We start from the raw sequence: 20,054 nt of genomic DNA on the forward strand, positions 1-20,054 counted from the left end.
ATCGGGGCCAGCACCCTGATCCGGTCCCTTCGGCTATGGCTGCGGCTCAAGCGCCGCGGCGATAGGCAGGGTGCCGTCACGGAATTCGATGGTCTTCCCCGCCGTTTCGGGCAGGTCCAGCACGGCTGCTGCCACGCTTGCCGTGTTGCTGCGGGAGGTTGCCCCGCTGCCTTCCCGGCCCGGATCCACCTCGATAAGCCCGGTCCCCGGCTGGTCCGTCAGCGTTCCAGGGCCCAGGATGGTCCAGGCCAGTGTGGTGCCACGCAGGTATTCATCCGCCGCTGCCTTGGCGTCTGCGTAGGCAAAAAAGCTGTTTTCTGCCGGGACTCCATGGTCCGGTCCCGCACCCAGGTAGGACACCATGATGTACCGCCCGACGCCGGCCTCCGCCGCTGCATCCATCGACCGGATGGCTGCGTCCCGGTCCACCGCATACGTGCGTTCCGGGCTTCCTCCCCCGGCCCCGGCGGACCAGACCACGGCGTCATGGTCCCTGAGGGCGTCGGCGATTTCCGCCGTCGTCGAATTCTCAACGTCCAGGACCGACGGCGTGGCTCCGGTTGCAGCAACGTCTGCCGCATGGTCCGGGTTGCGGATGATCGACGTGACGGTGTGACCTTCGGTGGTAAGAAGCGCGGACAGATGGAGGGCCACTTTGCCGTGGCCGCCGATGATAACGATGCTGGTCATGTCCCCATTCTGCCCCTCGCGGCGGCGGGCCTGCGCATTTGCCGGCCTTATGTGGATAGCGGTCCTGGCTGGCGTCAGGAGAGCGTGCGGTAGCGGAGGTACACCACGCCGGTTCCGAACGTGCGCTGTTCAAGGAGTTCCAGCCGCAGGCCCAGCCCGTCCGGCAGGAAACGCAGGCCCCCTCCCACGGCCACCGGATTGAGGAACAGCAGGCATTCGTCCACCAGCCCGGCCCGGAGCGCGGCCGCGGCCAGGGTGGGTCCGCTGATGCTGATGTTTCGTTCGGTGGCTTTCTTCAGGTCCCTGACTGCATCGGCGTCGAAGGTCCGCACGATCCTGGTGTTGGCCGTGGATGCGGCGGTGAGCGTAGTGGAGTAGACAACCTTGTCTGCCCCTTGCCAGACCCGCGCAAAGTCCCGGATGTAGTCCGGCTGATCGGGAGTATCGAAGGTTTCCCACGCCGACATGACCTGGTACATGCGGCGGCCGAAAAGGTAGGTGCCCACACCGCGTTCGAGATCATTGACGAACGTATGGACTTCTTCGTCCGGCTCGCTCCAGCTGAAGTTGCCGTCCCGGTCCGCGACGTAACCGTCCAGGGACACGATTCCTGAGTAGATGAGCTGGCCCATGCGCCCCATTGTGGCGCCGTCGCCCGCCGTTGGATAGGCGCACCCCTCATTTGATGGCGAACTGCAGCGCCATGGTCCAGAGGTTGGCGGCGGTCAAGTAGATAGCCCACCCGGTCTCGCGGGCAACAGAAAAGCCCCCGGAATCTCGGGGATTCCGGGGGCTTAGCCTGTAGCGGTGGGGAGGCTCGATCTCCCGACCTCACGATTATGAGTCGTGCGCTCTAACCAACTGAGCTACACCGCCACGAATGAGAAAAACCTGCGTCAAGCCGGTCAAAAACCGCCTTGACACAGGCCCTCATCCAGAGCCCCCCACCGGAATCGATCCGGTGACCTCGTTCTTACCAAGAACGCGCTCTACCACTGAGCTAGGGGGGCAACGAGTAAATACTCTACCGGAAGATTTGGCCACCAACAAATCGGCTCCAGAACGGTGTCAAAGGCGCCGAAAGTGCCGGAAATACGGGCTTCCTGGGGCCTTCGGGCGGACCATGCACCGGCCCGGCGACGGATCCCTGAGGAGATGTGACCAAGCGAACATAAGCGGCCAAGTTAAAGCAGAACGGGCCGGCAGAAAGCCGGCCCGTTCCCAGTTCACGTTAGGAAGCAGTGGTTACCACTTGTTGCGGGGTTTGAAGCCGCCTTCGGTGCGCGGCTTGCGTGCCGCGTCCGTGCCCGCGCCGCGCTCGTTGCGGTCGCTGAAGGAGCGGCCGCCACGGTCAGCGGAGCTACGCTCGCCGTCGGTCTTGCGGAATTCCTTCTTGAACCCGCCGTTGCCCTTGAAGTTGCCACCACGGTCTCCGCCGCCGGCGCCACCGCCGGAGTAACCGCCGCGGTCGCCGCCGCCACGGTTGCCCTGGTAGCCGCCGCGGTCGCCGCCGCCACGGTTGCCCTGGTAACCGCCACGCTCGCCGCCGCGGTCGCTCGCTGGTGAACGGCCGTTGTCCAGCTCAAGGTGGATCAGCTCGCCGCCGATCCGGGTGCGGGACAGCGCCTTCAGCTGGTCGGCGCTGAGGTCCGCCGGGAGCTCCACGAGGGAGTGGTCGGCCCGAATGTCGATGCCGCCGATGTTGGCCGAGGAGATGCCGCCCTCGTTGGCAATGGCGCCCACGATGGAGCCCGGCATAACGCGCTGGCGGCGTCCGACGGCGATCCGGTAGGTGGCATTGCCTTCGGTGAGCGTACGGGTCGGGCCACGTGAGCCGAAGCCGTCCTTGGAGCGCTCGCGCTTCTGGAAATCAGGAGCTGCGGCCAGTTCCTTGACGAGCAGCGGCTGACCACCCTGGGCCATCACGGCCAGCGCAGCAGCGATCTCCGAGGCCGGCACGTTGTGCTCTTCCTCGTAGGAGGAGATGAGGTCGCGGAATGCTGCAACGTCCTCGGACTCGAGGGTCTCCGTGATGCGCTCGGCGAACTTGCCCAGGCGTAGCGTGTTGACGGTCTCGGCCGTGGGCAGGTGCATCTGCTCCACCGGCTGGCGGGTGGCCTTCTCGATGGAACGCAGCAGGTACTTCTCCCGCGGCGTCATGAACAGGATGGCGTCGCCGGAACGGCCTGCACGGCCGGTGCGGCCGATGCGGTGCACGTAGGACTCGGTGTCGTGCGGGATGTCGTAGTTGACCACGTGGCTGATGCGCTCAACGTCAAGGCCACGGGCCGCGACGTCGGTGGCCACCAGGATATCGATGCGGCCTTCCTTCAGCGCCTCGACAGTGCGTTCGCGCTGCTGCTGCGGGATGTCGCCGTTGATGGCGGCAGCCTGGAAGCCGCGGGCCTTCAGCTTGTCAGCCAGGTCCTCGGTGGCCATCTTGGTGCGCACGAAGGCGATGACGCCGTCGAACTCTTCAACCTCGAGGATGCGGGTCAGGGCGTCAAGCTTGTGCGGGCCCATAACCTGCAGGTACCGCTGGCGGGTGTTGGCGCCGGTGGTGGTCTTGGACTTGACCGAGATCTCGGCCGGGTTGTTCAGGTACTGCTTGGACATGCGGCGGATCTGGCTCGGCATGGTGGCCGAGAACAGCGCAACCTGGCGGTCCGACGGGGTCTGCTGGAAGATCTGCTCCACGTCTTCGGCGAAGCCCATGCGCAGCATTTCGTCAGCCTCGTCCAGCACCAGGTACTGGAGCTCGGACAGGTCCAGGGAACCCTTGGAGATGTGGTCGATCACACGGCCGGGAGTACCAACAACAACCTGGGCACCGCGGCGCAGGCCGGCGAGCTGGGGGCCGTAAGCGGAGCCACCGTAGACGGGGAGGACGGTGAAGTCATCGATGTGCTTGGCGTACGAGGTGAAGGCCTCGGCAACCTGGAGCGCGAGCTCGCGGGTCGGAGCCAGGACCAGGGCCTGGGTCTTGCGTGACGGGCCGTTGAGGTCGTGGAGTTCGGCCAGGCGGGACAGGGCCGGTACTGCGAATGCTGCAGTCTTACCGGTGCCGGTCTGGGCGAGGCCCACAACGTCGCGGCCTTCGAGCAGCAGCGGGATGGTTGCTGCCTGGATCGGGGAAGGCTTTTCGTAGCCGACATCCTGCAGGGCGGCGAGGACGCGGGCATCGATGCCGAGATCGGCGAACTTGACGCCCTCTTCTTCGGCTTCCTCAGCCTTGGCGGGCGCTTCTTCTGTCTTAGCTTCCTCGGCCTTGGCTACGGGAGCTTCTTCAACCTTGGCGGGGGCTTCGGCTTCAGTGACGGCGGGCTCTGCTGCGGGGGCAACGGCCTCGGTGAATTCGACGGCGACGGTTTCGACAGTTACTGCTTCAACGGTGGCGTCATTTTGATTTTCGGGCATAGGGAAATTTCCTCATCCATAGGGGGCCAGGCGGCACAACCCGAGGTGAGCGGAGCCGCAGTACAATGTGCCGTGGGTGCCGGGCATACATTGACCGGCCGGTCACTTAGAAGTCCGGCGCTTTCGCAATCCCGTGGCAGGACTTCCCGCTGCATCTCTTGGCTGCTATCTCAGCAGTCTGTACAGCGTTTTCTTTAGCCGGCTCTCCCTATGAAAATGCCCGCATCACATTAGCGGGCCCCAACACTTGCCAGTCCTGCCTCAAAAATTGGGCAGGAATAAGGGATTTCCGGAGTGGGGGATATTTCTAGTGTAGGGTACGGACCCGCTTTGCGGCTAATTGAACGTACGACGGCGGCGGTGAGCTTGCGCACATAGCTCCCCCGCCGGCCACTCCAGCTGGGCTGTTACCCTCGTGACCGCCGGATCAGGGCTTCGAATTTCTGGTCGAATTCGGGCTGCTGCAGGCGGATCTCGCCGTCGGCGTCGGCGTCCCGGAGGACTTCCATGGACTCCAGGTCTGGCTCGCTGAACCACTTGCCCACTGTGATGCCGTGCTTGGGCACAAAGACGCGGTGGATGTGGTCGCCGGCCTGGATGCTGCCAGTGCGGATCACCCTGAGATAGGCGCCCACGCGCCCGGCCTCCGTGAAGCGTTTGACGAAGTGGGGTTCGTCCAGGCGCCGTTGGAACGTGGCGCAGGGCGTGCGCGGGGAGGTGACTTCCAGCTCCACGTCCAGTCCGATCTTCCACCGCTCTCCGATGGTGGCCCCGGTAGTTTCGATGCCGGCCACGCGAAGATTCTCCCCGAACATGCCGGGTGGGAGATCCCGCTGGAGCTCGCCGGCCCAATAGTCCGCGTCGTCCTGGGAGTAAGCGTAGATGGCCTGGTCCTCCCCACCATGGCTGATCCGGTCCGCCTGGACATCGCCGTGCAGGCCCAGCCGGTGGACGCGGACCGGGCCCTCCACCGGGCGCTTGTCGATGGCCGTGACCCCCACACTTCCCTCAGTGGCGAGGAGCTGGTGGACGCGGCAGATGGCAAGCACAGATGCGGTTTCCATGGCTCAAGTGTAGGTTCCCGGGCCCGCATTGGGACTGGGCGGCGGGATGGGGACTTCTCCCCCGGTTTCGGGTCGCAGCCGGCCGGGGCAGCGGCTAGGCTGAACTCAGGATTGAGCTTTCGGCGACAGCTGCGCCCACATTCAGCATGGACTACCAAGGGGGGACGTCATGGATCCGGAAAAGGACCAAGGCAGCGGTCCGGACAAAGACCAGGCAAAGGACCAGGACACCGGTCAAGGCAAGGACCAGGGGGCGCAGAAGCCGCCGCCGTGGCAGGTTCCCAAGCCGGAACTGCGCCCTGAACTCCTGAACGAACCCCTTCCCACAGTTGATCCCTTCGCCCGTGACCGCGAGCGCCAGACCCATGATGCGGCCACGCGCAAGAAGCGTTCCCAGCGGCGGACAGTTGTGGTGGGTTTGGGCGTCACTGCCCTTTTGGCCGGCACCATCACCGCTGTCGTGGCCAGCAACCAGGATGAGGCCGACTACGCCCAGGTCTGTTTCAACGACGAAACCGGCGAGCGCGTGGAAGATACGCAGTGCAACAGTTCGGCCGGACGAAGCGGTGCACTCTACGCGTGGTACTTCTACTCCCGCGGCGCCAGCGTTCCCGGGGTGGGCCAGAACCGGTCCTCGTACCCGAGCTACACCAACACCATCCCCAGCGGCGCCAAGGCATCCACCGGGTACAGCACCAAAGGCGGAACGGTCAGCAGGGGCGGCTTTGGCAGCAGCTCCAAAGGCGGAAGCACGGGGGGCTAGGCGTGAAGCGGTTGTTATCGAAGCCCAGGCCTGATTGGAAGCAGAAGATCGAAGAGCAGGGCCTGGTCTTCTCCACCACCACCATGCCCGACGGCAAGAAGATCGAATACTGGAACGAGGCCGCCTACTACGAATTCACCATGGATGAGGTGGAGACGCTTGAGGTCACGGCCGAGGACATGCACAAGATGTGCCTGGAGGCAGCCAAGTTCCTGGCCACCGGCGCCATGGGGAACATCGGCATCGGCCCGCAGGCGCTGGAGCTCGCGGCTGAGTCGTTGCAGGCCGCCGACATGGATATCTATGGGCGCTTCGACTTCATCTATGACGGCCAGGACGGACCCGCCAAGATGCTGGAGTACAACGCCGACACCCCCACGGGCCTGATCGAGGCCGCCGTCGCGCAGTGGTTCTGGCTGCAGGACGTGTTCCCCGAAAAGGACCAGTGGAACGGCATCCACGAGGCCCTGATCCGGCAGTGGAAGAAAATGCAGTACCGCACCGGCATGAGCACCCTCCACATTGCCCATTCCGAGGCTGAGGAGTCCGGCGAGGACTGGATGACGGCCGGGTATATGCGGGACGTGGCCAGCCAGGCGGGCTGGACCACCGTCGGCATCAACATGTCCGATATTGGCTGGGATCCCAACCTGAACCGCTTTGTGGACATGGATAACTTCATGATCAGCACCATGTTCAAGCTGTATCCGTGGGAGCTGATGATGAAGGAGCCTTTCGGGCACCGGCTGCTGCAGCGCGCACACAATCCGCGCTGGGTGGAGCCTGCGTGGAAGATGCTGCTCTCCAACAAAGCCTTGCTGGCCGCGCTGTGGCACCTGTACCCGGACCACCCCAACCTGTTGCCCGCCTACCTCAACGAGCCCGGGCCCCTGAAGGAATGGGTGGCCAAGCCGCTGCACGGGCGCGAAGGCGACAACATCAAGATCCACGCCCCGGGCATCAGCCTGGAGCAGCCGGGCGGGTACGGCCGTGAGGGCTGGTGCTACCAGCAGTTCCACGCGCTGCCCGACTTCGACGGCAACCACCCCGTCCTTGGCCTCTGGGTGGTGGACGGGGAGTCCGTGGGTTGCGGGATCCGCGAATCGGACGGCCCCATCACCGACTACTTCTGCCGTTTTGTGCCCAACACCATCGACGCCGCGGCGCCGCTTTCGGCGGCGGCCCTGTCCAGCACATCCAGCAAATCAAACAAGGCAGGTATCGCCCTATGAGCCCCCTGACATCCCCGAGTCCGGTGACCGCATGAGTGCGGAGACGAGGACGGCGGGCGGCGCTTCCGGCGGACCCTCCGGCGGTGCCGTCCCCGCCAAAGGGCTCCGGGCGGGAATCCTGGACCTCGGCGACTCGGTCATGCTCGGCCTCGCGTCCACGGCGCCCGTGTATTCGCTGGCTGCCACGCTGGGCCTGATCGTGGCCGTCAACGGAAACTACACTCCGCTGATCCTGGTCCTCGGGTTCATCCCCGTCCTGTTCATCGCCTACGCCTTCCGGGAGCTCAACAGCGCCATGCCGGACTGCGGCACCACGTTCACCTGGTCCCGCCGGGCGTTCGGTCCGTGGGCGGGCTGGCTGGGCGGCTGGGGTGTTGCCCTGGCCGGCATCGTGGTCCTGGCCAACCTCGCCCAGGTGGCAGGGCAGTACCTGTGGCTGCTGATCGGCGACGGCTCACTGGCCGAAAACAAGGTGGTGGTCACAGCCACTGGCGTGCTGTTCATCGTTTTTATGACCCTGGTGAACTACCGGGGCATCCGGCTGGGCGAGCACGTCCAGCGGGTCCTCACCTACGTGCAGTACGTGGCGCTGGGAATTTTCGCACTGGCCATCATTGTGCGGATCGCGGGCGGGGCACCCGAAGGCCAGGCGTTCGATATTGAGTGGTTCAACCCGGCCGGCGCCTTTGCTGATCCGGGTGCCGTGGTGCACGGGTCACTTCTTGCCCTGTTCATCTACTGGGGCTGGGATACCTGCCTGGCCGTAAACGAAGAAACCGAAAACCCGACCACCACGCCAGGGCGCGGCGCCGTCATTTCAGCCTTTGTCCTGGTGGCCATCTACGTCTCGGTAGCCCTCCTCGTGATGATGTACGCCACGGTGGGGACCGAGGGCATCGGCCTGGGCAACGAAGCGAACCAGAGCGACGTCTTCCTGGCCATGAAGGACGTGGTCCTGGGTCCGTGGGGCTGGTTGATCGTGGTGGCCGTGCTGGCTTCGGTCCTGTCCTCCACGCAGACCACCATCCTGCCTACGGCCCGTGGAACCCTGTCGATGGGGGTGCACGGCGCGCTGCCGCCGAAGTTCGGCGAAGTCCACACCCGCAACCAGACCCCCGGATTCTCCACCCAGGTCATGGGCGCAGCGGCCGTGGTGTATTACGTGGCCATGAGCTTCCTCAGCGAGAACCTGCTCTCCGATTCCATCAGCGCCATCAGCCTGTTCATCGCGTTCTACTACGCGCTCACGGGCTTCGCGTGCTTCTGGTATTTCCGGGACACCTTCCGGGAATCGGCCCGCAACCTCTGGTTCCGCGGCATCCTTCCGCTGCTCGGGGCCCTGATCCTCACCGCTGCGTTCTTCATTTCCGCCGTCCAGATGTGGGATCCGGCCTACGGTGACACCCAGATCTTCGGCGTCGGCGGGGCATTTGTCAGCGGCGTGGTGCTCCTGGCCCTGGGCGTTGTCCTGGCCGTTGTCTGCCGGTTCCTGCCATCAACGCGGGAGTACTTCACCGGGAAGCCGGCGGCGGCGTCCGCCAGCTCGACGTCGGCCTAGGATACTCAGATGAGCGACGCTGATGTCACTGCCGACGTATCTGCCGCACCGGACCCTTCGGACATCCTGGCCCTTGATGCGCTGCTGAGCTCGGACGAGCTGGAAGTTCGGCAGAGAATCCGCGACTTCACCGACCAGCGGATCAAGCCAAACATCGCCCGCTGGTATGACGATGCGGTCTTTCCGCTGGAGCTCGCTCCCGAGCTCGGCGAGCTGGGCGTCCTGGGGATGCACCTTGAGGGGTATGGCTGCCCCGGCCGTTCCGCCGTCGAATACGGCCTGGCCGCGATGGAACTTGAGGCCGGCGATTCCGGGATCCGGACCTTCGTCTCGGTGCAGGGGTCCCTGGCCATGACGGCGATCCACAAATGGGGTTCGGAGGACCAGAAGCAGGAGTGGCTCCCCCGGATGGCCGCCGGCGAAGTGATCGGCTGCTTCGCACTGACCGAACCCACGGCGGGTTCCGATCCGTCCTCGATGACCACTTTTGCCCGCCGGGAGGGTACCGGGGACAACGCCGGCTGGGTCCTGGACGGCGCCAAGCGCTGGATCGGGCTGGCGTCCGTGGCCGGGGTGATGGTGGTGTGGGCCCAGACCGACGACGGCGTCCGCGGCTTCCTGGTTCCGGCCGGCACGCCCGGCGTGACCGCGACGCCCATCGTGCAGAAGCTCTCCATGCGCGCTTCCATCCAGTGTGACATAACGTTCGACGGCGTCCGGCTGGGTCCGGAGGCCATGCTGCCGGGGGCGATGGGCCTGCGCGGGCCGTTTACGTGCCTGAACGAGGCCCGCTACGGGATCGTCTGGGGTGCCATGGGCGCCGCGCGTGATTCCTACGAGGCCGCCCTGGCGTATTCGCAGGACCGGCTGCAGTTCGGCAAGCCGCTGGCCGGGTACCAGCTGACGCAGGAGAAGCTGGTGAACATGCTGCTGGAGATCCAGAAGGGCACCATGCTGGCCTACTACCTGGGGCGCCTCAAGGACGAAAGAAAACTGCGGCCCGAGCAGGTCTCGCTGGGCAAGCTGAACAACGTGCGCGAGGCCATAAAGATCGCCCGGGAAGCCCGCTCCATCCTCGGCGGCAACGGCATCACGCTGGACTATTCACCGCTCCGGCACGCTGCCAACCTGGAGTCCGTCCGCACCTACGAGGGTACCGACGAGGTCCACATGCTGGTCCTGGGCCAGCACATCACGGGCATCGGCGCGTTCCGGTAAACCCGTCCGGCCCTCCCAACTAGGTAGCACTAACTGTCGTTATGAGGGCTCATAACGACAGTTAGTGCTACCTAGTTGGGATCCTACGGCGGTTATTCGGGCAGGATGACCAGTTCGAGGTAGCCACGAAGGCACCCTGCCATGTCGACGCTGCCGGGCGCCAGCAGCCACTGTGTCTGGATCCCGTCCCACAGGGCAATCAACGATGCCGCGGCGGCTTCCGGCTCGACGCCGGGGCGAAGCCGCCCTTCCTGGGCGAGCTGAGTGAACCGCTGGGCGTAGCTCCGCCGCAGCCGTTCAAATCGTTCGGTGAAGAATTCGCGCCCCGGATGGCCGTCCGTGACGGATTCCGCGCACAGCACGGTGTACAACTCAATGACGCCAGGGACCTCTTCGTTGAAGCGTGCCTGGCGGATCACGGCGTCCACGAGCGTTTCCTCGGGATCGGGAGGCGTTGTGCCATCCCCGGATATCGAGTCGCGCCAATCGAGCACGGCAAGCAGCAGATCACTTTTCGACGGGAAGTAATGCAAGAGGCTCGTCTGGCTCATTCCGACGTGGTCTGCAACGTCCTGCAAGGAGCCGCCGCGGTACCCGCGGGCCGCAAAGACGGCGTGCGCGGCAACAAGGATGGCCTGCCGGCGTTCCGTGGACTTCGCATATGGTCCCCGCCGGGACGGGCGGCTCACCTCGTTTGTGGTCATGGCAAGTCAGTGTACAGGCGGATTTAGCAGACAGGATCAAAACTCGAGTGACTACTCGAATTTTGTGTTAGCCTTTCTCGTATCGGTCCCGGATGTGCTGGACCTCACAAACTTGCCATGGTGGTCCTGCAGCGTTTCTGGCGCTCGGGCTTACAGAAGGAGCAATCAAGTAATGTCCCAGTCCACAGCATCCGCGCGCACCGCCGATGTTTCCTACATCATCGACCGCGGACCAGGCTCGGGCTTGCGGACAGCCGCCCGTTCCTGGCTGCACAGCGATGCTCCCACCCAGTCACTCAACGGCAAGTGGCGCTTCCGGCTACTCCCCGGCGCACCCGGAACCCCCGGAGGCCGCGGCGTCCTGCCCGCCGGCGAGGCTGTGGAGGCCATCGCCGAGGAGACCTTCAATGACTCATCGTGGGACCAGATCGCCGTCCCGGCCCACTGGGTAATGGAAGGCGACGGTCGCTATGGGCGGCCCATCTATACGAATGTCCGTTTTCCTTTCCCCACCGATGCGCCCAACGTGCCCGACGAGAATCCCACCGGCGACTACCGGCGCACGTTCGAACTGCCGGAATCATGGACCGAAGCCGAGCGGATCCTGCTGCGGTTCGACGGCGTTGAATCGCGCTACAAGGTGTGGCTCAACGGCGTTCCGATCGGCGTCGGCGTCGGGAGCCGGCTGGCCCAGGAGTTCGACGTCACGGACGCGGTGCGTCCGGGATCGAACGTGCTGGCCGTGCGGGTGCATCAGTGGTCGGCGTCAAGCTACGTCGAAGACCAGGACCAGTGGTGGCTGCCCGGCATCTTCCGCGACGTGACGCTTCAGGCACGGCCGGCAGGCGGCATCGACGACGTCTGGCTACGCACCTCGTTCAGCGGCTCCGGTGATTCCGGCGCCGGCACGATTGACCCTGAAATCACGGCTACCAGCGAAGCCTTCCCGGTGACGCTGTCCGTGCCGGAGCTGGGCGTCAACGTCACGTGGAACTCGGCGGCGGACGTTGCACCGGTGGCGATCGACGCCGTCGAACCGTGGTCCGCCGAGATCCCGCGACTGTACGACGCAACGGTGAGCAGCGCAGCCGAAACGCTCTCCCTCCGACTGGGGTTCCGCACGGTGGAAATCGTGGGCGACCGCTTCCTGGTGAACGGCCGACGGGTGGTGTTCCACGGCATGAACCGGCATGAGACCCATCCCGACCGAGGCCGTGTCTTCGACGAAGAGTTTGCCCGCGCCGATCTGGCCCTCATGAAGCAGTTCAACATCAATGCGATCCGCACCAGCCACTATCCCCCCCATCCGCGGCTTCTGGACCTGGCCGATGAAATGGGTTTCTGGGTGGTACTTGAGTGCGACCTCGAAACCCACGGCTTCACCGCCCAGCAGTGGGCCGGAAATCCCAGCGACGATCCCGCCTGGCGCGAAGCCTTTGTGGACCGCATCGAGCGCACTATTGAGCGCGACAAGAACCATCCCTCCATCGTTATGTGGTCGCTCGGCAACGAGGCCGGCACGGGAGCCAACCTCGCAGCCATGGCCGCGTGGGCCCATGCCCGTGACACCGGACGCCCCGTGCACTATGAGGGTGACTACAGCGGCGCCTACACCGACGTCTATTCGCGGATGTACTCCTCCGTGCCCGAGACCGAGGCGATCGGACGCGACGATTCCGGCGCGCTGCTGCTGGGCTGTTCCGCCGCCGAGTCGGCACGCCAACGGACCAAACCCTTCATCCTGTGCGAGTACGTCCACGCGATGGGCAACGGCCCCGGTGCCATCGACCAATATGAGGACCTCGTTGACCGCTACCCCCGGCTGCACGGTGGTTTCGTCTGGGAATGGCGTGACCACGGCATCCGCACACGCACGGAAGACGGCACCGAGTTCTTCGCGTATGGCGGGGATTTCAACGAAGTCATCCACGACGGCAACTTCGTCATGGACGGGATGGTCCTCTCCGATTCGACGCCGAGCCCGGGATTGTTCGAATACAAGCAGATCGTCGCGCCGATCCGTTTGGGCTTCGGCACCGAGGTGCCCGACGGAACGGCCTCCGACGGCGGTACCCGGCGATTCGTGACGGTCGCCAATCTGCGGCACTCGGCGGATGCGTCCGACGTCGTGTTCCAGTGGCGGACGGAGGTGGATGGGGTCAGCAGCGACTCGGGCGAACTGGCAGTGGCCGGAACGTCGGGCAAGGCCCTTGCGGCCGGCGAATCGGTGACCCTCGCACTACCGGAGTTCGCAGTCCCGCGTAACGGCGAGCACTGGCTCACCGTCGAAGCCGTTCTCCGCAAGAACACGGAGTGGGCTCCGGCCGGGCACGTGATTTCAGCGGCCCAGCTGGATCTCTCGGCGCCCGCGCCGTCAGTTCAGGCACCGCGCCCGCTGGCTTCTGCGGGCCGGACCGGCTCCCTGAAGAGCGAGTCTGCGGGTGCCGAATCCTTCGGATCCGGAACGGTGAACCTCGGGACCGCCGTTTTCGAGGAGGGACGCCTTCTGTCGCTTGGCGGCTTGTCGGTAGCCGGTCCCCGTTTGGAGCTCTGGCGCGCACCGACGGACAACGACGGCGGAGCGGGCCGCGGCAGTTACGACCTCGGCGACCCCTGGCTGAACAACGGAAACGGGGTGTCAGCCCCGGCTTCGGCCTCTGTGTGGCGGGACGCAGGCCTGGACCGCCTGACTGCCCGCGTGGAAAAAGTCGCGGCGAACAACGAATCCGTAGTGGTCCGGACGCGCTACGCGCCGGCGGACAGCGCCGACTCCGTGACGGTCGAAGAGCAGTGGCAGCTCGCGGACGGGGAGCTGTGGCTGCGACTGGACATCGTTCCCAGTGCCGGCTGGGACATGATCTGGCCGCGCATCGGGGTCAGGTTCGATCTGCCCGGCTCCGTGGACGGCGCCTCCTGGTTTGGTACCGGGCCCCGGGAATCGTATCCGGACAGCATGCGCGCCGCACTGATCGGTCGGTACTCGACCGCAATCGACGACCTCACCGTTGGGTACGCGAAGCCCCAGGAGAGCGGGCACCGCAGTGCGGTGCGTTCACTCGAGCTGAACAACGCGGGTGCGCCGTGGCTGAGAATCGAGACCGTGGCGGATGCCCGCGGGCGCCGGCCCGGTTTCACCCTGGCCCGTCACACCGCGCAGGAGGTCGGCGCCGCGGCCCATCCCCACGAGTTGCCTTCCAGTGAGCACAGCTACCTCTACCTGGACGCTGCCCAGCACGGATTGGGTTCACGGGCCTGCGGCCCGGACGTCTGGCCGGACTTCGCGCTTCGACCGGAGGCCCGCACCCTGACGCTGCGCATCGGGACTGCCGGGTAGCCGCCGAGATGGCATTTCGTGGCAAGGTCCGGCGCCGCGACTGCTGCGAAGTGCCATCTCGCGTTCCGGTGGTGGGTCAGGCAACCCCGGCGCGGACAGCCTCCTTGGCAGGGGCGTCCTTGCGGATGGTCGCGCTGATCACGGCGGCGATGGTGCACATGGCCGCCGCGCCGAACCAGGCATAGGTGTACTGGCCGGTGGCGTCCCGGATGACGCCGGCGCCGAGGGCAGCAGCGGCCGCGCCCAGCTGGTGGGCCGCGAACACCCACCCGAACACCACGCTGCCATCCGCGCCGAACGTTTTCCGGCAGATGGCCGCGGTGGGCGGCACCGTGGCCACCCAGTCCAGGCCGTAGATCACCACAAAAACGATCATGCTCGGCTGGACGGTGGCGCTCAGGAGCAGCGGCAGCACCAGCAGCCCGATCCCCCGGAACTGGTAGTAGACCGCCAACAGGATTTTGGGGTTGTAACGGTCGGTCAGCCAGCCGGAGGCGATGGTGCCCACGATGTCGAAGATCCCGACGACGGCGAGCAGCCCGGCCGCGGTGGTTTCGGGCATACCGTGGTCGTGGGCAGAGGGGATGAAGTGGGTGCCGATCAGCCCGTTCGTGGTGGCGCCGCAGATCGCAAAACCCGCCACCAACGCCCAGAACGTCCGCACCTTGCTTGCCCGCTTGAGCACCTGGAGGGCGCGCACAGCGGCGTTGCTGCTGCGCCCGCTGTCCACGGCGTCTGCTTCCGCAGCCGGGGACGCAGCCGTTCCCTCCTCAGGTGCCGTTTCACCGTAAGGCAAGGCGCCGACGTCGGCCGGTGAGTTCTTGAGGAACTTCAGCACCAGCGGCACCACCGCCAGCGCGCCGGCGGCGATCAGCAGCGATGCCTGCCGCCAGCCCGGGTCCTGGGCCAGCATCGCGATGAACGGCAGGAAGACCAGCTGGCCGGCGGCGCTGCCGGCGGTGAGGATGCCGATCACCAGGCCCCGGCTCTTGGAGAACCAGGTGTTGGCGATGGTGGCGGCGAAGACGAGCGCCATGGACCCTGTGCCGAGTCCAATCAAAAGGCCCCAGGTCAGGAGGATCTGCCAGGACTGGTTGACCAGCACCGTGAGCGCGCTGCCCGCGCCGATCAGCACCAGGGCGGTGGCGGTGACGGCCCGGATCCCGAACCTTTCCATCAGGGCCGCGGCGAAGGGGGCAGTCAGGCCAAACAGCACCAGGTTGATGCTGACGGCTGCGGACAGAACGGTGGTGGACCAGCCGAACTCCTGCTGCAGGGGCACCATCAGGACGCCCGGGGCGGCACGGAATCCGGCAGCTCCCACGAGGGCCAGGAAGGCGACGGCCGCAACGATCCAGGCGGGGTGCAGGCGCCGGCGCCGGGTTGTTTCGGTGGCGCTCATGCGGCGGTGGCCAGTTGCACGGGAGCATCCGTCCGGGTGAGGCTGTGCCAGCTGGTGTTGGCGGCCGTCAGCCGCTCCCCGCAGCCTGTGCACGTGTCCGCGGAGCTGGTCCGCTGGCCGCAGCCGGAATGGATGACATACATGTGGGCCCGGTCCGAGGGCGCCGGGAGGTGCTTTTCCGCCCACAAAACCACGGCGTTCAGGACCGGGAGGGCGTCCTCACCCTTCGGGGTCAGGACGTACTCCTGGCGGGGGCGGCCGCCGTCGTCGTACGCCTGCTTCTCGAGCAGCCCCGACTCCATGAGGCCCGCCAGGCGCCTGGTGAGCACCGAGTCCGCCACGGCGAGCCGGGACCTCATGGCGTCGAAACGCCCGTTGCCGAAGAAGACCTCGCGGAGCACCAGCATGCTCCAGGGGTCACCCAAAATGTCGAGACCGCGTGCCATGCTGCAGTTGCGCTGGGACCAGTCGGAGCGGAGTACCATAAGGGCACCCTAGCTAACTTCCTTGAAGAAAGCCAGGGTGCCCTTGATTGGAAAGTTGCTACTTGAGGAAGCTGAAAGCCCGCTCCAGGTCGGCGATGAGGTCTTCCACGTCTTCGATGCCGCAGGAGAGCCGGATCAGGTTGACGGGAACAGCCAGTTCCGTCCCCTTGACAGATGCGTGCGTCATCTCCGAGGGGTAGTTCATCAGAGACTCAATGCCGCCCAGGGATTCCGCCAGGGTGAACACCGACGTGTTTTCCGCGACCGTGCGGGCCGCCGCCTCGCCGCCCTTGAACTGGACGGACACCATGCCGCCGAACTTCTTCATCTGCTTCTTTGCCAGCTCATGGCCGGGGTGGGAGGGCAGGCCCGGGTACAGGACGGCCTCCACCTCGGGACGCTCCAGCAGCCATTCGGCCACGGCCTGGCCGTTGTCGCTGTGCCGGTCCATGCGCACGCCGAGGGTCTTCAGGCCGCGGGTGGTGAGGAACGCGTCCATGGGGCCGGACACTGCGCCCACCGCGAACTGGATAAAGCCGATCTTCTCCGCGAGCTCCGCGTCCTTGACCACAATGGCACCGCCCACTACGTCGGAGTGTCCGCCGATGTACTTGGTGGTGGAGTGAACCACGACGTCGGCACCCAAGGCGAGGGGGATCTGCAGGTAGGGCGACGCGAAGGTGTTGTCCACCACGAGGAGGGCCCCGGCGTCGTGCGCTACCGCAGCGAGCGCCGCAATATCGGTGATCTTCATCAGTGGGTTGGACGGAGTCTCCACCCAGACGAACCGGGTCTTGTTCGCGGCCACGGCTTTGCGCACTGCGTCCAGGTCCGCCATGTCCACGGGGGTGTTGCCGATCCCCCAGTCGCCGAGCACGCTGTTGATGAGCCGGTACGTGCCGCCGTAGGCGTCGTTGCCGAGCACAATGTGGTCGCCGGGCCTGGTCAGCGCCCGGATCAGGGAGTCCTCCGCCGCGAGGCCGGAGCTGAAGGAGTAGGCGTGGGTTCCGCCTTCGAGGGCCGCGAGCTGCTCCTGCAGGGCGTCACGGGTGGGGTTGGTGCCGCGGCCGTATTCGTAACCGTCGCGGAGGCCGCCGATGCCGTCCTGGGCGTAGGTGGAGCTGAAGTGCACCGGCGGAACCACAGCGCCGGTGCGGGGCTCGAAGGCCTGGCCGGCGTGGACGGCGCGCGTGTTGAAACCCTGGTTTTCTGCAGACATGGAGTTCCTTTAGCTAGTTGCTGAGGTAGGCGAGTAGGTCGTGGCGGGTGAGGATTCCCACGGGAGCACCGACGAACGTCACCATCACGGTGTCCACGTCGGAGAGCAGCTCGCGGGCTGCGGAGATGGTTTCCAGTGAGCCGATGACAGGCAGGCGGGGCCCCATGTGTTCGGAGATTTTGTCCGTCAGCTTGGCCTCGCCGCGGAACAGCTTGGAGGTCAGGGTGCGTTCGTCAACGGCGCCGAGGACCTCGCCCATCACCACGGGCGGTTCCTGCGAGAGGACCGGGATGTGGCTGACGCCGAACTCGTTCATGATGGTGATGACGTCGCGGACCGTCTCGTTGGGGTGGATGTGCACCAGGTCCGGGAGTTCGCCGTTCTTGGTTTTGATGACCTCGCCCACTGACGCTTCTTCGCCGCCGGAGAGGAAGCCGTAGGAACGCATCCACTGGTCGTTGAAGATCTTGGCCAGGTAGCCGCGGCCGGAGTCCGGGAGGATGACCACCACCACGGCGCTTTCGGGGAGGTTGCGGGCGGTCTGCAGTGCAGCCACCACGGCCATGCCGGACGAGCCGCCCACCAGCAGCCCTTCCTCGCGGGCCAGCCGCCGGGTCATGGCGAAGGAATCGGCGTCGGTGACGGCGATGACCTCGTCCGGAACGGATTTGTCGTAGTTGGCCGGCCACATGTCCTCGCCGACGCCCTCCACGAAGTACGGGCGCCCGGTGCCGCCGGAGTAGACCGAACCCGCGGGGTCCGCCCCGATGATCCTGACCCGGCCGCCGTCGGACTCCGAACGGCCCGCCGAGATCTCCTTGAGGAAACGGCCGGTGCCGGTGATGGTGCCGCCGGTGCCGGCGCCGATCACGCAGTGCGTCACCGTGCCGTCCGTGTCCTGCCAGATCTCCGGTCCTGTGGACTCGTAGTGGCTGCCTGGGGCGGCAGGGTTGGAGAACTGGTCAGGCTTGTACGCGCCCGGAATTTCCGTGACCAGGCGGTCCGAGACGCTGTAGTAGCTCTGCGGGCTGTCCGGGGCCACGGACGTGGGGGTGACCACTACTTCGGCGCCATACGCCTGAAGCACGGCGCGCTTGTCCTCGCCCACCTTGTCCGGCACCACGAAGATGCATTTGTAGCCCTTTTGCTGGGCCACGAGCGCCAGGCCCACCCCGGTGTTGCCCGACGTCGGCTCAATGATGGTCCCGCCGGGAAGGAGCTTGCCGGTCCGTTCGGCCTCTTCGATCATTTTCACCGCGATGCGGTCCTTGATGGAGCCGCCCGGATTGATGTATTCCAGCTTGACGAGGACAGTGGCTTTGAGGCCTTCCGTCACGTGGTTGAGCTTGATGAGCGGCGTGTTTCCGATGAGGTCCAGGACGGACTGCGCGTACTTCATAGGTACAAAGTTACCGCCTGCCGCCACAGGTCCTGCCCGGGGCTCAGCTGCCCGCCGAGGAATCTGTCTGCCACAGGCCCAGAACGTTGCCTTCGGTGTCCGTGAAATAGGCGTAGTAGCCCATGCCGGGAACGGCGTCCTTGGCCTGGGCCACCGAACCGCCGGCGGATTCGACCTGCGCGAGGGCGGCGTCCACGTCCTCCACGTCGACGGTGATGATGGGGGTCTTGAGGTTCTCCGTGCGGGGGAACAGGGCCCCGTTGATCGCTCCGGGCGTGCTGGGCATGCCTGTCTGTTCGTCCGACGGCGTGGTGATGGCGCTGGTGTAGTCCATCCCCTGCATGGGGATCAGGTTCCAATTAAACGCTGTTTGGTAGAAGGTGTTGGCGCGTTCTTTGTTTTCCGTGGGGATCTCGAAATGCACAACTCCAGCCACTGCATGCTCCTTTGAATGCGAGGGGAAGGCACGGACGCCCCGCGCCACACGATGGAGTCTAGTCCTGGCATCTGCGGTCTGAAAGGCGCTCTGGAAGCTGCGTTGTCAGCCCACCGTGGGACCATGAGTACATGACCATTCTTGACGCTCCGGCCCGGCTTGCCGCCGCCGCGGATGCGTCCCTGCGGTGGCATCCGGACGGCCCGTACAGCCTGCACCAGACGCTGGGCACGCTCCTGCGGGGCACCGGAGATCCCTCGTTTTCGTCCGGGCCGGGCTGGTTCTGGACAGCATTTACGACGCCGGACGGCCCGGTTACGCTGCGCCTCACCACCGCGGCGGACGGGACTGTTGATGCCCAGGCCTGGGGTCCCGGTTCCGCCGCCGGACTCGCCGAGGTGCCGCGCCTCCTGGGTGCGGAGGACGACTGGTCGGCTTTTGACGAACCGGCCTTCCACGCGACGCTCCCCCGGCTGGTCCGTGACGCCCGACGCCGGAACCTGGCAGTCCGACTTCCCTCCACCGGGCGCGTGGTTGATTGCCTCGTGCCCACCATCCTCGAGCAGAAGGTCACTGTCATCGAGGCCCGGCGCGGCTACCGGTACCTGATGTACCGGTTCGGCTCACCCGCTCCGGCGGCCGGAACCTCCGCGCCGGAAGGGCTGCGCCTCCAGCCCACCCCCGAGCAGTGGCTGCGCATCCCCTCCTGGGAATGGCACCAGGCCGGCGTAGGACCCCAGCGTTCGGCGACCGTCATGCGGGCCCTGCGATCCGCCGTCGCGCTTGAACGCCTGGCCGCCTTGCCGGCCGTGGAGGCGGCAGCAAAGCTGCAGGTGATTCCCGGTATCGGGGTGTGGACCGCGGCCGAAGTGGTGCAGCGGACCCACGGCTGCCCGGACTCCATCGCCGTGGGCGACTACCACCTCGCCGCGTATGTGGGTGCCGCCCTCACCGGCCGCCGCACGGACGACGCCGGCATGCTGACCCTGCTTGAACCGTGGACCGGGCACCGGCAGCGGGTGGTCCGGATGATCGGGCTGAGCGGTTTCCGCAAACCGACGTTCGGGCCGCGGATGACCATCCAGGACCACCGCCGGCACTGACCACCCAAACCAACGCGGGGTCACTTGTCG

Annotated in this window: 16 protein-coding genes and 2 tRNA genes; 6 read left to right on the forward strand and 12 right to left on the reverse strand. The window is 66.0% G+C overall.

What is annotated here, in order from left to right:
* Window positions 1-33: 33 nt before the first annotated feature.
* From ACZY0Q_RS07215 to ACZY0Q_RS07240, 6 genes are all read right to left on the reverse strand, one after another.
* Entirely contained in the window at window positions 34-690 is a 657-nt protein-coding gene (locus ACZY0Q_RS07215) for an SDR family oxidoreductase (protein ID WP_463915461.1), read from the reverse strand.
* 74 nt (window positions 691-764) lie between these two features.
* Complete coding sequence (locus tag ACZY0Q_RS07220; protein WP_463915462.1) at window positions 765-1,322, reverse strand: dihydrofolate reductase family protein; 558 nt, start codon at window positions 1,320-1,322, stop codon at window positions 765-767.
* 170 nt (window positions 1,323-1,492) lie between these two features.
* Window positions 1,493-1,566 (reverse strand) — tRNA-Met (locus ACZY0Q_RS07225).
* 62 nt (window positions 1,567-1,628) lie between these two features.
* Window positions 1,629-1,700: transfer RNA gene (locus ACZY0Q_RS07230), tRNA-Thr, on the reverse strand.
* Between the two features lie 235 nt (window positions 1,701-1,935).
* Window positions 1,936-4,107, reverse strand: coding sequence for a DEAD/DEAH box helicase (locus tag ACZY0Q_RS07235; RefSeq protein ID WP_463915463.1), 2,172 nt, complete (start codon window positions 4,105-4,107; stop codon window positions 1,936-1,938).
* A gap of 407 nt (window positions 4,108-4,514) precedes the next feature.
* Complete coding sequence (locus ACZY0Q_RS07240) at window positions 4,515-5,171, reverse strand: MOSC domain-containing protein (protein WP_463915464.1); 657 nt, start codon at window positions 5,169-5,171, stop codon at window positions 4,515-4,517.
* Window positions 5,172-5,340: 169 nt separating this feature from the next.
* Here ACZY0Q_RS07240 and ACZY0Q_RS07245 point away from each other — a divergent pair, with 169 nt between their 5' ends.
* From ACZY0Q_RS07245 to ACZY0Q_RS07260, 4 genes are read left to right on the forward strand one after another with little or no spacing between them, the layout of a single operon-like run.
* Window positions 5,341-5,934 carry a Tat pathway signal protein gene (locus ACZY0Q_RS07245; RefSeq protein ID WP_463915465.1) on the forward strand — a complete coding sequence of 198 codons (594 nt, stop codon included), beginning with the start codon at window positions 5,341-5,343 and terminating at the stop codon, window positions 5,932-5,934.
* Window positions 5,935-5,936: 2 nt separating this feature from the next.
* Entirely contained in the window at window positions 5,937-7,166 is a 1,230-nt protein-coding gene (locus ACZY0Q_RS07250; protein ID WP_463915466.1) for a glutathionylspermidine synthase family protein, read from the forward strand.
* Between the two features lie 31 nt (window positions 7,167-7,197).
* Window positions 7,198-8,724 carry an APC family permease gene (locus ACZY0Q_RS07255; RefSeq protein ID WP_463915467.1) on the forward strand — a complete coding sequence of 509 codons (1,527 nt, stop codon included), beginning with the start codon at window positions 7,198-7,200 and terminating at the stop codon, window positions 8,722-8,724.
* 9 nt (window positions 8,725-8,733) lie between these two features.
* Window positions 8,734-9,942, forward strand: a complete 1,209-nt coding sequence (locus ACZY0Q_RS07260; RefSeq protein WP_463915469.1) for an acyl-CoA dehydrogenase family protein — start codon at window positions 8,734-8,736, stop codon at window positions 9,940-9,942.
* A 92-nt stretch (window positions 9,943-10,034) separates the two neighbouring features.
* On the opposite strand, the gene ACZY0Q_RS07265 is transcribed toward ACZY0Q_RS07260, so the two are convergent.
* The gene (locus tag ACZY0Q_RS07265; RefSeq protein WP_463915470.1) at window positions 10,035-10,646 is read right to left on the reverse strand and encodes a TetR/AcrR family transcriptional regulator; all 612 of its coding nucleotides are present in this window, start codon (window positions 10,644-10,646) and stop codon (window positions 10,035-10,037) included.
* Window positions 10,647-10,818: 172 nt separating this feature from the next.
* On the opposite strand from ACZY0Q_RS07265, the gene ACZY0Q_RS07270 reads away from it, so the two are divergent.
* Entirely contained in the window at window positions 10,819-13,980 is a 3,162-nt protein-coding gene (locus ACZY0Q_RS07270) for a glycoside hydrolase family 2 TIM barrel-domain containing protein (protein ID WP_463915471.1), read from the forward strand.
* A 76-nt stretch (window positions 13,981-14,056) separates the two neighbouring features.
* Here ACZY0Q_RS07270 and ACZY0Q_RS07275 read toward each other — a convergent pair whose 3' ends face one another.
* From ACZY0Q_RS07275 to ACZY0Q_RS07295, 5 genes are read right to left on the reverse strand one after another with little or no spacing between them, the layout of a single operon-like run.
* The gene (locus ACZY0Q_RS07275; RefSeq protein ID WP_463915472.1) at window positions 14,057-15,382 is read right to left on the reverse strand and encodes an MFS transporter; all 1,326 of its coding nucleotides are present in this window, start codon (window positions 15,380-15,382) and stop codon (window positions 14,057-14,059) included.
* Complete coding sequence (locus tag ACZY0Q_RS07280) at window positions 15,379-15,867, reverse strand: winged helix-turn-helix transcriptional regulator (protein WP_463915473.1); 489 nt, start codon at window positions 15,865-15,867, stop codon at window positions 15,379-15,381. Before ACZY0Q_RS07280 ends, ACZY0Q_RS07275 begins: the two co-directional genes overlap by 4 nt.
* Window positions 15,868-15,925: 58 nt before the next feature.
* Complete coding sequence (locus ACZY0Q_RS07285; RefSeq protein ID WP_463915474.1) at window positions 15,926-17,086, reverse strand: cystathionine gamma-synthase; 1,161 nt, start codon at window positions 17,084-17,086, stop codon at window positions 15,926-15,928.
* A gap of 13 nt (window positions 17,087-17,099) precedes the next feature.
* Window positions 17,100-18,485 (reverse strand): cystathionine beta-synthase, encoded by a 1,386-nt coding sequence (locus ACZY0Q_RS07290; protein WP_463915475.1) that lies wholly within the window; start codon window positions 18,483-18,485, stop codon window positions 17,100-17,102.
* Window positions 18,486-18,528: 43 nt separating this feature from the next.
* Window positions 18,529-18,921 (reverse strand): VOC family protein, encoded by a 393-nt coding sequence (locus ACZY0Q_RS07295; protein WP_463915476.1) that lies wholly within the window; start codon window positions 18,919-18,921, stop codon window positions 18,529-18,531.
* Window positions 18,922-19,052: 131 nt separating this feature from the next.
* Between ACZY0Q_RS07295 and ACZY0Q_RS07300 the strand changes: the two genes are divergently transcribed.
* Complete coding sequence (locus ACZY0Q_RS07300) at window positions 19,053-20,024, forward strand: DNA-3-methyladenine glycosylase family protein (protein WP_463915477.1); 972 nt, start codon at window positions 19,053-19,055, stop codon at window positions 20,022-20,024.
* Window positions 20,025-20,054: the final 30 nt, after the last annotated feature.

It is taken from the genome of Pseudarthrobacter lactosi (genome assembly GCF_055412785.1).

Bases quoted from the DNA above. Each gene is read 5' to 3' on its own strand.
- ACZY0Q_RS07260 (WP_463915469.1), top strand. From the start codon at position 8,734: ATGAGCGACGCTGATGTCACTGCCGACGTATCTGCCGCACCGGACCCT.
- ACZY0Q_RS07235 (WP_463915463.1), bottom strand. From the start codon at position 4,107: ATGCCCGAAAATCAAAATGACGCCACCGTTGAAGCAGTAACTGTCGAA.
- ACZY0Q_RS07275 (WP_463915472.1), bottom strand. From the start codon at position 15,382: ATGAGCGCCACCGAAACAACCCGGCGCCGGCGCCTGCACCCCGCCTGG.
- ACZY0Q_RS07285 (WP_463915474.1), bottom strand. From the start codon at position 17,086: ATGTCTGCAGAAAACCAGGGTTTCAACACGCGCGCCGTCCACGCCGGC.
- ACZY0Q_RS07270 (WP_463915471.1), top strand. From the start codon at position 10,819: ATGTCCCAGTCCACAGCATCCGCGCGCACCGCCGATGTTTCCTACATC.
- ACZY0Q_RS07240 (WP_463915464.1), bottom strand. From the start codon at position 5,171: ATGGAAACCGCATCTGTGCTTGCCATCTGCCGCGTCCACCAGCTCCTC.
- ACZY0Q_RS07255 (WP_463915467.1), top strand. From the start codon at position 7,198: ATGAGTGCGGAGACGAGGACGGCGGGCGGCGCTTCCGGCGGACCCTCC.
- ACZY0Q_RS07300 (WP_463915477.1), top strand. From the start codon at position 19,053: ATGACCATTCTTGACGCTCCGGCCCGGCTTGCCGCCGCCGCGGATGCG.
- ACZY0Q_RS07280 (WP_463915473.1), bottom strand. From the start codon at position 15,867: ATGGTACTCCGCTCCGACTGGTCCCAGCGCAACTGCAGCATGGCACGC.
- ACZY0Q_RS07220 (WP_463915462.1), bottom strand. From the start codon at position 1,322: ATGGGCCAGCTCATCTACTCAGGAATCGTGTCCCTGGACGGTTACGTC.
- ACZY0Q_RS07245 (WP_463915465.1), top strand. From the start codon at position 5,341: ATGGATCCGGAAAAGGACCAAGGCAGCGGTCCGGACAAAGACCAGGCA.
- ACZY0Q_RS07265 (WP_463915470.1), bottom strand. From the start codon at position 10,646: ATGACCACAAACGAGGTGAGCCGCCCGTCCCGGCGGGGACCATATGCG.
- ACZY0Q_RS07215 (WP_463915461.1), bottom strand. From the start codon at position 690: ATGACCAGCATCGTTATCATCGGCGGCCACGGCAAAGTGGCCCTCCAT.
- ACZY0Q_RS07290 (WP_463915475.1), bottom strand. From the start codon at position 18,485: ATGAAGTACGCGCAGTCCGTCCTGGACCTCATCGGAAACACGCCGCTC.